The organism is Fusobacterium sp. IOR10 (assembly GCF_010367435.1).
Classification (GTDB): domain Bacteria; phylum Fusobacteriota; class Fusobacteriia; order Fusobacteriales; family Fusobacteriaceae; genus Fusobacterium_B.
In genome coordinates this window covers 16,312-32,598 of the sequence record NZ_WJWY01000007.1, presented here as the reverse complement: position 1 = coordinate 32,598, position 16,287 = coordinate 16,312, and the positions used below count along the sequence as shown (strand labels likewise).

The following is a 16,287-nucleotide window of genomic DNA, read 5'->3' as shown; positions in this document are numbered from 1 at the left end:
TACAATATAAGGAGATGGAAGAATGTTAAACTTAGGTGTTATTGGATTAGGAAGAATAGGAAAAGTTCATGTGGAAAGTATAACTACTTGTGTTAGAGGAGCTAAAGTTAAAGCTGTTGCAGATCCTTTCTTAAATGAAGAAGGAAAAGAATTTGCAAAAAAACATGGAATAGAAGAAGTATATACAGATTATAAAAAAATATTAAATGATAAAGATATAGATGCAGTAATAATATGTTCTTCAACAAATACTCATGCAAATATATCAAAGGAAGCTGCCCTTGCAGGGAAACATGTATTCTGTGAAAAACCAATAGATCATGACTTAGAAAAAATAAAAGAAGTTATTGAAACAGTTGAAAAAACTAAAGTTAAATATCAAGTTGGTTTCAATAGAAGATTTGATCATAACTTTAAAGCAATAAAACAAGCAGTTTTAGCAGGAAAAGTAGGGGAACCTCAAGTTATAAAGGTTACTTCAAGAGATCCTGAAGCTCCACCTGTTGAATATGTAAAAGTTTCAGGAGGAATATTCTTAGATATGACTATTCATGATTTTGACATGATGAGATTTTTATCTGGAAGTGAAGTAGAAGAAGTTTTTGCAATTGGAGGAGCTCTTATAAATAAAGAAATAGGAGAAGCTGGAGATATTGATACAGCAATCATAACTTTAAAATTTGCTAGTGGAGCAATGGGAGTTATAGATAATTCAAGAGAAGCAGCTTATGGATATGATCAAAGAGCAGAAGTGTTTGGTTCTAAAGGAGCAGTTGAAACTAAAAATGACTCAAACTCTACAGCAATAATATCTACTAAAGACGGAGTAACTGGAGAAAAACCACTATACTTCTTCTTAGAAAGATATATGGCTTCATTCTCTCAAGAAATGCAAGAATTTGTTGATGCAATAGTAAACGACACAGAAACTCCAGTAACAGTAATGGATGGATTAAAACCAGTGTTAATAGGAATTGCAGCTAAAAAATCTTTAGTTGAAGGAAGACCTGTTAAAATTAGTGAAATTATGTAAATAAACTTTAAATAAAAGAGGTAAATAAAATGATGAAATTTGACCAAACAAAACCACTTGATATTATACCTATAGGTAGAGCAACAATAGATTTAAATCCAACAGATGTACATAAACCTTTGAATGAAAGTTCAAATTTTAATAAATATGTTGGTGGATCACCAGCTAATATTGCTGTAGGTCTTGCTAGATTAGGAAAAAAAGTAGGATTTATAGGAAAAGTATCTGATGACCAATTTGGAACTTATGTTATAGATTATTTTAAAAATGATGGTATAAATACAGACCATATATACAGAGCAAAAAATGGAGAAAACTTAGGGTTAACTTTTACAGAAATAAAAAGTCCAACAGAAAGCTCAATTCTTATGTATAGAAATAATGTTGCTGATTTAGAATTAGATCCATCTGAAATAGATGAGGATTATATAAAAAGTGCAAAGGGAATAGTTGTTTCAGGAACAGCCCTTGCAAAAAGTCCATCAAGGGAAGCTTGCTTTAAAGCAATAGCTTTTGCTAAAAAAAATGGAACAAAAGTTATATTTGATATTGATTATAGAAAATATACTTGGAAATCTAAAGACGAAATTTCAATTTACTATTCATTAGTTGGAAAACAAAGCGATATAATCATTGGTTCAGAAGAAGAATTTGAATTAATGGAACATATTATGAATCCAGAAGATAAATCAGATAAAGCTGTTGCAAATAGATGGTTTGATTATGGAAATGAAATAGTAGTTATAAAACATGGAAAAGAAGGATCAGAAGCCTTTGTAAAAGAGGATAATACTAGTTATAAAATAAAACCATTCCCAGTTAAATTATTAAAATCATTTGGTGGTGGAGATGCTTATGGTTCTGCATTAATTTATGCACTATTAGAAGGTTGGGAAGTAATCGATGCCTTAGAATTTGGAAGTGCTTCAGCTGCTATGTTAGTTGCAAGTCATAGCTGTTCAGCTGATATGCCTTCAGTTGAAGCTATTAAAGACTTCATAAAAAAAGAAAAAGAAGAATATGGAGAAATGATAGCAAGATATTAAGTTAGCGTGTAATTGTGTTTTACTCGATATATTACCTTAAATAGAAAATACCCTATAAATTTATAGGGTATTTTCTTATTTCTTTTATTTTTGTTTTTTTGATTCTAAAACTGTTATAACTAGAGCAAAAAATATTGATAGCATTCCAGTTATTCTTAAAACTTCATTAAAATACATATGAACTCCTTTATATAAAAAATTTATTTTTAAAATTGCTAGAATCCATTTTAGTATATAAATTGAAAAAAGCAAAGAAATTTTTTTAATTTACGAATTATATAGTAAAATTACAAGAAAAATGTGAAAAGTGTATTTAAAATATACAGGAAATATATAAAAAAAATGGAAATATGATATAATATTTCATATAGACTATAACTAAGATATGTTGGAGAGAATATGGATAAATATAATATGATTTTTAAAAAATTAGATGAAATAGGATTTAAAATTACTCCTAGGGAATTAAAAAATATAAATTCTCTTGGTATTTTTACAGTTCAAGAATTATTATATTATTTTCCTAGAGCCTATGATGATAGGACTAACATAAAAAAAATAGGTGAACTAAAAGGGGAAGAGTATGTAGTTTTAAAGGTTCAATTTTTAACAGTTACAAATCCATTTACCCCATCTAGAATGAAGATGACCAAAGCAAGGGCCACTGATGGAACTGGGATTATAGATATTATTTGGTTTAGGATGCCCTACTTGGTAAAAACTTTGAAAATAGGTGAAGATTACATAATCATAGGTAATGTTAAAAGGGGATATAATTTTCAAATAATAAATCCAGAATATAAAAGATTAGAAAATCAAAAGGAAATGAAATCAGGGGAAATATTACCTATATACAGTACAAAAAAGAATTTTTCTCAAAATAATTTAAGGAAAATTTTAAAGAAAGCTATAATAGATTATTGTGTATATTTTGAAGAAAATATTCCTAAGGATATTTTGGATAAATATAAAATATTAGAAAGAAAGAAAGCACTAGAGGTTATTCATTTTCCAACAAATAAAAAATTATTAGAAGAGGCTAAAAGAAGATTTGCAATAGAGGAATTATTGATTTTAGAATTAGGAATACTAGAAAATAAATATAGGTCAGGAAATCTAAAAACAAGAAAATATAGTATTAATGGAGAAAAAGAGCTTGTTAAAAAATACTTAAAAAATTTAAATTTTAAATTAACTAGTGCTCAAAAAAAAGTAATTACAGAAATTTATAAGGAATTAAATGAAGGATATTTTATAAATAGATTAGTGCAAGGGGATGTAGGGAGTGGTAAAACAATAGTATCCATAATTTTACTTCTATATATAATAGAAAATGGTTATCAAGGGGTTATAATGGCTCCAACAGAAATTTTAGCAGTTCAGCATTTTTTGTCAGTTAAGGATGATTTTAAAAAAATAGGAATTGAAGTGGAATTATTAACTGGAAGTATTAAAGGGAAAAAAAGAGAAGGGATATTGGAAAATATAAAGGATGGAAAAATTTCACTGGTAATAGGAACCCATGCCTTAATAGAAGAAAATGTTCAGTTTGACAAATTAGGTTTAATAGTTATAGATGAGCAGCATAGGTTTGGAGTTGTTCAAAGAAAAAAATTAAGAGATAAGGGGATATTATCAAATTTACTAGTTATGAGTGCAACTCCTATTCCTAGATCACTTGCTTTAAGTATATATGGAGATTTAGATGTATCTGTAATAGATGAGTTACCTCCAGGAAGGCAGCCTATAAAAACGAAATGGATAAATAATGATATGGATTTGGAAAAGGCCTATAGTTTTATTGAAAGAAAAATAACTCAAGGAAGACAAGTATATTTTGTAGTTCCACTAATAGAAGATAGTGACAAAATTTCAGCTAAATCTGTTGAAGAATATAAAATTGAAATTGGAAATAGATTTAAAAATTTCTCAATAGGAATTTTACATGGTAAAATGAAAAATGATGAAAAGTATAAAGTAATGCAAGAATTTAAAAATAAAAATATAGATATATTATTATCAACAACTGTTATTGAAGTTGGTATAGATGTTCCAAATGCAACAATAATTACAATAATAAATTCAGAAAGATTTGGGTTATCTTCTTTACATCAATTAAGGGGTAGAGTAGGAAGAGGGAAATTTAAATCCTATTGTTTTTTAATTTCCAAAACAGAAAACGATAGTTCAAAGTCTAGAATGAGAATAATGGAAGAAACCAATGATGGATTTAAAATAGCGGAAGAAGATTTAAAAATTAGAAAATCTGGTGAAATATTTGGAGTTAAACAATCAGGTTTAAGTGATTTAAAATTTATAGATATAACTCAAGATATAAAAACAATAAAACAGGTTAAAGAAATTTGTGAAAATTATTTAGAATCAACTAAAGGAAGGATTGAAAATCCTTATTTAAAAAAAGATATAGAGGAAAAATTTCTTTAATCTTTAGTCCTTTAAAAAAATATATGATTATGATAGAATATGAAGCACGATAAAAAAATAAAGAGGAGAAAATAAATGAGATTTAGTAAATATTATGTAAAAACTCTTAAAGAAAATCCAAAGGAAGCAGAAATAGAAAGTCATAAACTTCTACTTAGATCTGGGATGATAAAAAAATTAGCAAGTGGAGTATATTCTTATTTACCACTAGGTTATAAGACTCTTAGAAAAGTTGAAAATATAGTAAGAGAAGAAATGGAAAAGGCTGGAGCTTTAGAGTTACATATGCCAGTATTACAACCTGCAGAGCTTTGGAAGGAATCAGGACGTTGGGATGTAATGGGTGAAGAGATGATGAGGCTTAAAGATAGACATATGAGAGATTTTGTTTTAGGACCAACTCATGAAGAGGTAATAACAGATATAATAAGAAACGATATATTTTCTTATAAGTCTTTACCAGTAAATCTATATCAAATTCAAACTAAATTTAGAGATGAAAGAAGACCTAGATTTGGACTTATGAGAGGAAGAGAATTTCTTATGAAAGATGGATACTCTTTTTCTACAACTAAAGAAGGATTAGATGTGGAATTTGAAAATATGAAAAAAGCCTATTCTAATATTTTCACAAGATGTGGATTGGACTTTAGAATTGTTGATGCAGATTCAGGGGCAATTGGTGGAAGTGGATCAAATGAATTTCATGTAATCGCTAACTCAGGAGAAGATGAATTAATATTTTGTGACAATTGTCATTATGGGGCAAATGTGGAAAAAGCAACAAATACAATAGTTGATCAAGTAATAGAAGAACCTAAAGAAGTTAAGCTAGTAGATACTCCAGATGCAGGAACAATAGATGAAGTATGTAAATTTTTAAATGCTGATGTAAAACAAAGTGTAAAATCTTTAGTTTATAAAGATTTAGGAACTGATGAACTTTATTTGGTTATTATTAGAGGAGATTTTGAAGCTAACGAAGTTAAAGTTAAGAATGCCATAGGAGCCATTGACATAGTTATGGCAACAGAAGAAGAAATAAAAGAAGCAGGATTATTTAAGGGATATATAGGGCCATACAATTTAAAGGAAAATAATAAGGATATAAAAATTATAGCAGATACCTCTGTTGTTGATATACCTAATCAAGTTGTAGGTGGGAATAAAGAAAATACTCACTATATAAATGTAAATTATGGAAGAGATTACACAGCAGATATAGTTTTAGATTTAAGAACAGTGAGAGAAGGGGATACATGTTCTGTATGTGGAAAACCTTTAAGAGTTGCTAGGGGAATAGAATGTGGTCATATATTTAAATTAGGAACAAAATATTCAGAATCAATGGGAGCAAAGGTTTTAGATGAAAATGGAAAATCAGTAGTCTTGGAAATGGGTTGTTATGGTATAGGTATAGGTAGAACTATGGCAGCAGCAATTGAACAAAATAATGATGAGAATGGTATTATTTGGTCTTCAAATATAGCTCCATTTGTTGTTGATGTAATAGTGGCAAATATAAAAAATGAAGATCAATCTAAACTAGGGGATGAACTATATAATCTTTTACAAGAAAATGGGATTGAAACTATTTATGATGACAGAAAAGAAAGAGCTGGATTTAAATTTAAGGATGCAGATTTAATAGGATTTCCTTTTAAATTAGTTTGTGGTAAAAAATCATCAGAGGGCATTGCAGAGTTAAAAATAAGAAGAACTGGTGAAACTATAGAAGTTAAAAAAGATGAAGCTGTGATTAAAATTAAAGAACTTATGAAAAAATATTAATTTATAATAACAAAAAACTCTTCAGTTATTACTGAAGAGTTTTTTTATTTAAAACACATAAATTTATTTGTTAAAGTATCTTTTAAGTAATCCAGCCATTCCTTTTCCATGTCTAGCTTCATCCTTTGCCATTTCATGAACAGTATCATGTATAGCATCAAAACCTAGCATTTTAGCTCTTTTAGCCAATGTAAATTTACCTGAACAAGCTCCAAATTCAGCTTCTACTCTTTTAGATAAATTAACTTCAGTTGAATCACTTACACATTCTCCTAAAAGTTCAGCAAATTTAGCTGCGTGTTCAGCTTCTTCAAAAGCATATCTTTTGTAAGCTTCAGCAATTTCAGGATATCCTTCTCTGTCAGCTACTCTAGACATAGCAAGGTACATACCAACCTCAGTACATTCACCTTCAAAGTTAGCTCTTAATCCATTTATGATTTCTTCATCTTTAGATTCAAGTCCTTCACCAATTTTATGTTCTGATGCCCAAATTTGAGCTTCGTCTTCTTTAATTTCTTCCCATTTTTCTGGTCCAACTTTACAAACAGGACAAGTTGTCATTCCTTCTTCTATAATTTCTCCACATACAGTGCATCTAAATTTTTTCATTTTATTCCTCCCTAAGTCTTATTAATCAATTTGTAATCATTTCATTTATGGAATAATTATAACAATTCTTATGGACTTTGTCAAGAAATAAAATTATAAAATACTTATTTTTGAAATAACTTTTAATAGAGCTTCAAGGGCATCCTCTGGTAGTTTGTCCTTTCCTTCTTTGAAAGTTTCTCTAGACTTAATAAATTCAACTCTGTCATTCATTCTGTTTTTAAGAGCAGTAACATATGTCTTATCTTTCATGTCAGGAATAAATCCTTCTATTTCAAATATTTCAATATCTGAGAAAGGTTCCCAAGGTTTGAAGACAGCTTTTTTCTCAACAATAGCTTCTAAAATTCCTAAAGTATGTTTAGGTTCAACTTTTTTCCCCATAAATTTTCCAGTATTTAAAATATAACAATCAACATTTTTTTCTTCAACTAGTTTTTTAAATTTATTATAGTCATCAGAAAGAGCATGTGTTCTAAATGGATTAGCATAAGGCTCTACAACAAGAGCATCAGGATCAACACCCTTAGCAAGTCTTTCTGCATTACTTCTTTTAGTGGCAAGTGTAGCTCCCATAACAGAAGCTAAAGAAGCTCCCTTTAGTTTAATAACTGGTGGTAATGTTGGATCCTTCATTAACCAAAAAATAGCATTAACAGGTTCATCTATTTTATTAACTCTGTTAGGAGACCATAGTCTTGATTTTATAGCTCTACCATTTCCATTTCTAATATCTTCTGTAACTATAACTACCTTTCCATTCTCATCAAGAGTGGCAGAACAGTTTTGAACTGTTAGTAAAAATTTATTATCAGGACTTCCAGCAGGATAATCATTTGTTTTATCAAAATAAGCTGGTTCTAAAGCAATTGATGAACAAGTATCTGTGTTAATTATAAATGCATCATCATGAAGAATAGTAACTTCATATTTTCCATTGTGCTTAGCATGTGTAAGTGTTGATTTTCCAGTTCCAGATAATCCAAAAACAGATGCAACAAAAGTATCTCCATTATCTAGAGTGTATTTTTTTTGACCTCCATGACAACAAGCATAATTGTGACGATTTGCTACAGCCCATGCTAGTGTAAGAGTTCCTTTTTTAAATTCTCCAAAATATTTCATTCCAAGAATAGCTCCACAGTTACTAGCAGGATCAAAATATGTTAAATATTCAGGGTCAGCAGCTTCTACATATCTAGTTCCTTTCCATAAAGGGTCTGAAAAAATATAAATGTCAGATTCATTTGGAATAATTTTAGAATCTTTATACATATTTATATAATCTATAGAAAGATATTGAAAATTTAGCATCCAAGAATACATTAAGTTTTCTTGACCCTCAGGAATCAAAAGATGGGCTTTAACCATAAATTCAGGATCAAGGCCAATATATACTTCAGCGTGATATAGTTTTTGAAAACGAGTATAATAAATGGCATTCATCAAAGATTTATCCAATCTAGCATTATCAACATCAGGATCTCCAACTATTCTTCTTGCAGCAGCAAAACGTCCAGTAATAGGTCCATCATTAAATAATAGAACTTTAGAATCAGGTTCTAATCCCAATTCTTCTCCTTTGTAGATAGGCATATCAGTAACAATAGTTCCAGGAGAATCTTTAGCTAATTTATAGGCTTCTTTAAGAGTAGTAACTTTTGTAACATTATTTCCATAAAAAGCTGCTTCAACAATGGAACGAGTTCTGGCAAAACCAGGTTTTCCCTTACCGATTTCTTCATTTTTATAATATGTTTTTGTAGACATAAATCACCTCTTTAAAATTTTATAAACATCTTATTACAAATATCTTATCATATATTATTAGGAAAAAACCATTAAAATCATTTTTTTTAAATAAAATTTTAAAATTATAGAATAAAAAAAAATAAGAGGTATAATTGTAGTGTGTAAACAAAATTATCATAGGGATTTTTGTATGAAAATCTGGGGGAGACATTTATTATGAAAAAATTATTTTTAGGAATTGATTTAGGTTCTACAACTATTAAAATTGTTTGTGTTAATTCTAAAAAAGAAATACTATATTCGATTTATGAAAGACATTTTTCAGATGTTAGAAATAAATTGAAAATTATTTTAGATGAAATGTTAACAGTACTAACAAATAAATTCGGAAGAGATATATTGTTTAGAATTAATATAACAGGCTCATCAGGTATAGGAATATCCAAAACATTAAATTTTAATTTTACACAAGAAGTAATATCAAGTATAAAAGCAATTGAAATTTTAATTCCAGAAACAGATGTAGCAATAGAATTAGGTGGAGAGGATGCTAAAATAACGTTTTTAAGAGATGGAACAGAGCAAAGAATGAATGGAAGTTGTGCAGGTGGTACAGGAGCATTTATAGATCAAATGGCTAACTTATTAAATACAGATGCTATGGGCTTAAATGAATTGGCAAAAAAGTCCAATACAATTTATCCAATAGCTTCAAGATGTGGAGTTTTTGCTAAAACAGATGTACAACCTTTAATAAATGAAGGGGCTAAAAAAGAAGATATTGCAGTTTCTATTTTACAAGCTGTTGTAAACCAAACTATAACAGGATTAGCTTGTGGAAAAAAGATAGAAAAAAAGATAGCTTTTTTAGGAGGACCTTTATATTTTTTAAGTGAATTAAGAAAAAGATTTAAAGAAACATTGAACTTAAATGATGAAGATGTATTGTTTCCAAATGAATCTCAATTATTTGTTGCAAAGGGAGCTAGTTACATTGCTTTAGAAGAAGAGATTCCATTTATTAACATTAATGAATTTAAGGAAAGATTGCAACTATTATTGAAAAATGAATCAGAAAAATCTTCTTCTTTGAGACCTTTATTTTTAACAGAAAAAGAAAAAGAAGAATTTTATAAAAAGCATAATTTAGAAAAAGTAGGAAAAATTAATATAGATGAATATGAAGGAAATGCTTATTTAGGTATTGATGCAGGATCAACTACTATAAAATTAGTTTTGCTTTCTGAAAACTTAGAAATACTATATTCATATTATTCTAACAATAAGGGTACTCCTATGAATACTCTTCTTAAGGAAATGGAGAAATTATACGATAAATTAGGGGATAGAATAAAAATTAAAGGATCTTGTGTTACTGGTTATGGTGAACAATTGATAAAAACAGCATTTAATATTGACTATGGTATAGTTGAAACAATAGCCCATTATAAAGGAGCAAAACATTTCTTGCCAAATGTAGATTTTATATTGGATATTGGTGGTCAAGATATGAAGTGTCTTAAAATAAAGGATGGAGTTATAAAATCCATTCTTTTAAATGAGGCATGTTCTTCTGGATGTGGTTCCTTTTTAGAAACTTTTTCAAATTCTCTAAATATAGATATATTAGAATTTGCAAAGGTAGGTATGGAATCAAAAGAACCTTGTGATTTAGGTACTAGATGTACAGTATTTATGAATTCAAAGGTAAAACAAGTTCAAAAAGAGGGGGCTAAAATAGAAGATATTTCAGCAGGCCTTTCTTATTCAGTTATAAAAAATACTTTATATAAAGTTATAAAAATGAAAAACAATAATGAATTAGGAGAAAATATAGTAGTTCAGGGTGGGACATTTTTAAATGACTGTGTCTTAAGATGTTTTGAACTAATTTCTGAAAAATCTGTGGTAAGACCTAATATAGCAGGGTTAATGGGAGCCTTTGGTTGTGCTATAATAGCTAAGGAAAAATCAAAAGAAGAAAATAAAGAAATGTCTAGCATTTTGAATTTAAAAGGAATAAAAGAATTTTCATTTGAAAGTAAGTTAACAAGATGTAAGGGATGTGGAAATAACTGCCTATTAACTGTTCATTTATTTAAAACAGGGGAAAGATTTGTTTCAGGAAATAGGTGTGATAATTTTTTAGGGAAAATAAAAAAAGAATCTAAATATAATATGGTTGAGTATAAATATAATAGATTATTCAATTATAATCCTTTGGATATTTCCAAGGCATTTAGAGGAGAAATAGGAATCCCTAGAGTTTTAAATATTTATGAATCTTATCCTTTTTGGTTTACATTATTTAACTCTCTAGGATTTAGAGTTATTATTTCAGATGAATCCTCTAAAAGATTATACAATAAAGGAATTGGAACTATATCTTCAGATTCAATATGTTACCCGGCTAAACTTGTCCATGGACATATTATAAATTTGATAGAGAAGGGAATAAAAAAAATATTTTATCCTTGTGTGGTGTATGAAGAAAAAGAGTCTTTAACATCAGATAATAACTATAATTGTCCAATTGTAATTTCATATTCTGAAGTTATTAAAAATAATATGGATATATTAAAGGAAAAAAATATAGAATTAATAAACCCATTTGTATCACTAGAAAGTAAAAAAGTAATATGTAAAACATTGGAAAAAGAATTTGCCAAATACAATATTAAAAAACATGAGATAAAATCAGCAGTTGATCTTGCTTGGGAAGAAAGAATAAATTATAAAGAAGACCTGTTGGAAAAAACAAATGAAATTTTAAAATATATAGAGGAAAATGATAAACCAGGTATAGTTTTATGCGGGAGACCTTACCATATAGATAAAGAAATTAATCATGGAATTCCAGATATTATAAGTTCTTTTAATATACCTATTTTAACAGGAGATGTAATATCAACTTTATCGCCCCTTAAACATAAATTAAGGGTTGTGGATCAATGGACATATCATTCTAGATTATATAGAGCAGCAAATTTTGTAGGAGAACACAAGAATTTAGAACTAATTGAATTTAATAGTTTCAGTTGCGGGATAGACTCAATAACTATAGATCAAGTATCTGAAATACTAGATTATTACGGAAAAACATATACTGTTTTAAAAATAGATGAAATAAGTAATATGGGTTCTGTTAAAATTAGGCTAAGAAGTTTACTTGCAGTTATAGGAGATAAAAAAAGAAATATTTTGAAGGAAATTCAACATAAGAAAACTACAAAAAAAATAGAGTTTACTAAAAAATCAAAGGAAGAATATACTATAATAGCGCCTCAAATGTCTCCAATACATTTTGACTTAATAAAAACAGCTTTTAAATCTAGTGGTTATAATTTAGATGTTTTAACTGAAACAAAAAGTGCAATTGATATGGGATTAAAGTATGTGAATAATGATGCTTGTTATCCAGCCATACTAGTTGTAGGAGAATTAATACTAGCATTAAAGTCAAAGAAATATAATCTAGACAAGACGGCTGTTTTAATATCTCAAACTGGAGGAAGTTGTAGAGCTACAAATTACATAGCATTACTAAAAAAAGCTTTAAGTGATGCTGGTTTTGAAAATATCCCGGTACTTTCTTTAAATAGTCTAGGATATGAGCAACAAGAGGGATTTAAATTAAGTTTAAAATTAATTCATAAATTAATAATGGCAGTTTCATATGGAGATTTTTTAATGAATTTATTGTATAAGATAAGACCTTATGAAAAGATTAAAGGGGAAGCTAATAAATTATATGATAAATCTAGGAAAGTAATTAAAAAGAATATAGAAACTGGGAATATGATTAAATTCAAAAAAAATATTCATGAAATAATAGATGAGTTTTTAAAAATAGAAACCATTGTACAAAATAAAATAAAAGTTGGAATAGTTGGAGAAATTTTAGTAAAATTTAGTCCTTGTGCAAATAATAATTTAATAGATGCTCTAGAAGAAGAAGGATGCGAAGTTAAAGTTTATGGATTGATGAATTTTATAAATTATTGTTTATATAGTGACGGATTTCTTGAAAGTAAATTTAAAGGGAAATTATTTTCTATAAAATATAAAGTTTTTCTTTCAATTTTGAAAATATACACTAATATAATTGATAAGGCTTTAAATGAAACTAAAATATTTAAAAGCGAAAATTTAATTGAAAAAATAGCTGAAAAAACTTCTCAGTATATTTCAATTGGAAATCAATCTGGAGAGGGTTGGTTTTTAACTGGAGAAATGATAGATTTTATAGAAGAGGGAATCAATAATATTGTTTGTATACAGCCATTTGGTTGTCTACCTAATCAAATAACAGGAAGAGGAATGATGAAAAAAATAAAACATATTTATCCAGAATCCAATATAACTGCAATAGATTATGATCCTTCTTATTCAGAGGTAAATCAAATAAATAGAATTAAATTAATGGTTTCAGTTGGAAAAAAAAGTTTGGATAAAATATAATTTATAAAAAAGTTTGAAATTTAAAAAAAAGATAGTAAGATATACTTATCTAAATTTCAGGAGGGAAAATGAGAGAGATAAGTTTTGAGGAAGTATTAAAGTTAAAAAATTATGTGCTAATAGATGCTAGAAGTCCAAAGGAATTTTTAGAACAAGGTATTCCAGGGGCAGTTAATATTCCTGCACTATTAGATGATGAAAGAGCTGAAGTTGGTACAGCTTATGTAAAACAATCAAAAGAAAAAGCTAAGGAAATAGGAATTCAAAGAATCTCTAAAAGATTACCAGAAATATTTAAGAATATAAATGAATTATCTAAAAAATATGATAGATTAATATTTTATTGTTCTAGAGGTGGGATGAGAAGTGGCTCTTTAGAAGTTTTATTCAATACTTTAGGTTTTAAAACTATGAAACTTCAAGGGGGATATAAATCCTATAGGCAATATATTCTAGAAAATATTCATGAAATAAATAAGAATAAAGAATATATAGTTCTCCATGGAAGAACAGGGGAAGGAAAGACTAAAATATTAGAAAAGTTAGAAGAAAAGGGATATTCAGTTTTAAATTTAGAAAAAATGGCTGATCACAAGGGCTCATTTTTTGGAGGTGTTTGTGAAACTAGAGAACAAAGTCAAAAAAGATTTGATGGAGAAATATTCAATCGATTAATTAAAGATACAAAGGGATATTTTTTAGTTGAAAGTGAAAGTAAAAGGATTGGAAATATATATATAAATGAAAATATTTACAGTTCAATAGTTAATGGAAAGCATTTATTTGTAAGTACATCTATGAAAAATAGAGTTGAAATAATTATGGAAGATTATGCAGATGCTAAAATTTCAGAATTAGAAGAATGTCTACTGAAGGTAGCAAGATATATTAGTAAGGAAAGATATGAAAAATATCATAGTTTATTGATTGAGGGAAAACTAGCTGAGCTTAGTGAGATTCTTATGGAAAAATACTATGATCCATTGTATGATGTGGGAATAAATAAATATACATATGATGTGAATATAAATTATGAAGATGTTGATGAAGCAGTTGAAGAGATAGTAACATATTTAAAAAATAATAATTATGAAGAATAAAATAAAAGCTCCCTTTTTCAAGGGAGCTTTTATTTTTCATTTCTTTTTGGGGAGAGAAATTTATTATAACAATCTATTATCGTTATACCATTATGACTAGGAAAGTATAAAAAAAGTTTAATTGGAAAATAAATTTTTAATGAGAATATCCTTTAATGAGTTAATATCTAGGGTAAGATTTAAATCTTTTTTTAAATTATTTAATTTATTATCAGACAAATATTTTTCATCTATAAAATTTTCTATTTTTAGAATTTCAAGCTCTTCATTTGAAAAAGAATTGATAGTTTTTAGAAATATATCCCCATAATTTTTAAATTTTTGATTTCCAACTCCTTTAATTTTTAACATTTCCCATCTATTTATAGGCTTTTTTTCAGCCATTTCCATAAGTGTAAAATCAGAAAATATTATATAAGGAGCAACATTTTCTTTAACACTTATTTCTTTACGTATCTTGTTTAAACTTTTAAATAAAGGATCATTATAAAAATTTAAAGAAACAGTTTCATTTATTTTTCTGTAAATTTTACGTTTATCTTTTATAATATTAAAAGAATTTTTATTTAATTTGAGAACTGGAAAACTTCCAGCAGTTAATTCAATTATATTTTCTGAAATTAAAAAATTAAGAAATTCTTCCAACCAATTTTGGTTTTTATTTTTCATTAATGCAAAAGTACTTAATTTATTTAAGCCTTTTCTTTCAATTTTAGAATCAGCTTTTCCAAGAAGTATATTTACAAGGGTAGATGTTCCTATTTTTTCCTTGGCTCTTCCTATACAAGAGATAACAATTTTAGTATCAATTGTTAAATCTTCAATATCCTTGGCTTTTTTACAATTTCCACAATTTCCACAATAGTTTTTTATTCTTTTATCACCAAAGTATTTTAAAATATATTCCCTATAACAAGTTTCCAAATAAGCATAGTTAACCATATCATCTAGTTTACTTCTTTTTATTTGTATAATTTTATCACTGGCTATATCATTTGAGTTTATAAAAAATTCCTGGGTAGCCACATCTTCTTCGAAGAATAAAAGAATGGCCTCACTGGGAAGTCCGTCTCTTCCAGCACGTCCAGCCTCTTGATAATAACTTTCTAAATCCTTTGGGATATTTCTATGAATAACATAACGGACATTGGATTTATCAATTCCCATTCCAAAAGCATTGGTGGCAATCATAACTTTAACGTTATCATTTAAAAAGTTATCTTGAGAAATACTTCTTTCCTTTTTAGACATTCCAGCATGGTATTTTCCTACATTTAATTGTTTAATATCCTTGAAATATTGATACAGACTATCTACTTCTTTTCTTGTGGAAGCATAAATTATTCCAGATAATTCTTTATGATTTTTTATGTATCTAATAATGTAAGCTTCAGGATTAATATTTTTTTCAACTTTGAAAAAAATATTTTTTCTATCAAATCCATCAATATATTTAATAGGATTATTTAAATTCAAAAGAATCTCAATATCTTTTGTTACCTTAGGTGTAGCAGTTGCAGTAAGAGCAAGAATTGGAACATTTTTATCTAGACTTTTAATAAATTCTGGAATTTTCAAATAACTTGTTCTAAAATCATGTCCCCATTGGGAAATACAGTGAGCCTCATCAACTGCAACCATTTGAACATTTAAAGATTTTATAAATTTTATGAACTTTATATTTTCTAATTTTTCAGGAGACAAGTATAGTAACTTTATTTTTCCAGATCTCAAATCGTGACAAGCTTGAAAAAATTCCTCCTTAGACAAAGTGGAATTTATTGAAATAGCTTCTATCCCTAATATTTTCAAACTATCAACTTGATCTTTCATCAATGAAATAAGAGGAGATATGACAATGGTTATTCCTTGAAACATTAAAGCTGGTATTTGAAAACAAATTGATTTTCCTCCACCAGTAGCCATAACTCCAATGGTATCTTTTTTATTTAAGATATTTTTAATTATATGAGCTTGCCCTTTTCTAAAGGAATTATATCCATATATTTTTTTTAAAATTTCTAAAGCTTGATTTTCCATACAATAA

9 protein-coding genes are annotated in these 16,287 nt (G+C 27.6%); 6 read left to right on the top strand and 3 right to left on the bottom strand.

Translation table 11 applies throughout. The annotated features are described in order from the left end of the window. Window positions 1–22 precede the first annotated feature (22 nt). The 4 genes from iolG to GIL12_RS02935 all read left to right on the top strand — a co-directional run bounded on the left by iolG (window position 23) and on the right by GIL12_RS02935 (window position 6,315). Complete coding sequence (iolG, locus tag GIL12_RS02950; RefSeq protein WP_163468865.1) at window positions 23–1,033, top strand: inositol 2-dehydrogenase; 1,011 nt, start codon at window positions 23–25, stop codon at window positions 1,031–1,033. A gap of 29 nt (window positions 1,034–1,062) precedes the next feature. Continuing rightward, a complete protein-coding gene (iolC, locus tag GIL12_RS02945; protein ID WP_163468864.1) occupies window positions 1,063–2,079 on the top strand; it encodes a 5-dehydro-2-deoxygluconokinase in 1,017 nt (338 codons plus the stop codon). A gap of 399 nt (window positions 2,080–2,478) precedes the next feature. Then, window positions 2,479–4,524, top strand: coding sequence for an ATP-dependent DNA helicase RecG (recG, locus tag GIL12_RS02940; RefSeq protein ID WP_163468863.1), 2,046 nt, complete (start codon window positions 2,479–2,481; stop codon window positions 4,522–4,524). Between the two features lie 75 nt (window positions 4,525–4,599). Continuing rightward, window positions 4,600–6,315: a proline--tRNA ligase gene (locus tag GIL12_RS02935; RefSeq protein ID WP_163468862.1), complete on the top strand. Its 1,716-nt coding sequence runs from the start codon at window positions 4,600–4,602 to the stop codon at window positions 6,313–6,315. Between the two features lie 63 nt (window positions 6,316–6,378). Here the strand turns inward: GIL12_RS02935 and GIL12_RS02930 are convergent, their stop codons facing one another. Both GIL12_RS02930 and GIL12_RS02925 read right to left on the bottom strand, forming a co-directional pair. Continuing rightward, entirely contained in the window at window positions 6,379–6,927 is a 549-nt protein-coding gene (locus GIL12_RS02930) for a ferritin family protein (protein ID WP_163468861.1), read from the bottom strand. Window positions 6,928–7,020: 93 nt separating this feature from the next. Continuing rightward, complete coding sequence (locus GIL12_RS02925; RefSeq protein WP_163468860.1) at window positions 7,021–8,697, bottom strand: phosphoenolpyruvate carboxykinase (ATP); 1,677 nt, start codon at window positions 8,695–8,697, stop codon at window positions 7,021–7,023. 198 nt (window positions 8,698–8,895) lie between these two features. Here GIL12_RS02925 and GIL12_RS02920 point away from each other — a divergent pair, with 198 nt between their 5' ends. Both GIL12_RS02920 and mnmH read left to right on the top strand, forming a co-directional pair. After that, a complete protein-coding gene (locus GIL12_RS02920) occupies window positions 8,896–13,140 on the top strand; it encodes an acyl-CoA dehydratase activase-related protein (protein ID WP_163468859.1) in 4,245 nt (1,414 codons plus the stop codon). Between the two features lie 68 nt (window positions 13,141–13,208). After that, a complete protein-coding gene (gene mnmH / locus GIL12_RS02915; protein ID WP_163468858.1) occupies window positions 13,209–14,240 on the top strand; it encodes a tRNA 2-selenouridine(34) synthase MnmH in 1,032 nt (343 codons plus the stop codon). A 117-nt stretch (window positions 14,241–14,357) separates the two neighbouring features. On the opposite strand, the gene recQ is transcribed toward mnmH, so the two are convergent. Next, window positions 14,358–16,280: a DNA helicase RecQ gene (gene recQ, locus GIL12_RS02910; RefSeq protein WP_163468857.1), complete on the bottom strand. Its 1,923-nt coding sequence runs from the start codon at window positions 16,278–16,280 to the stop codon at window positions 14,358–14,360. Between the last annotated feature and the right edge of the window lie 7 nt (window positions 16,281–16,287).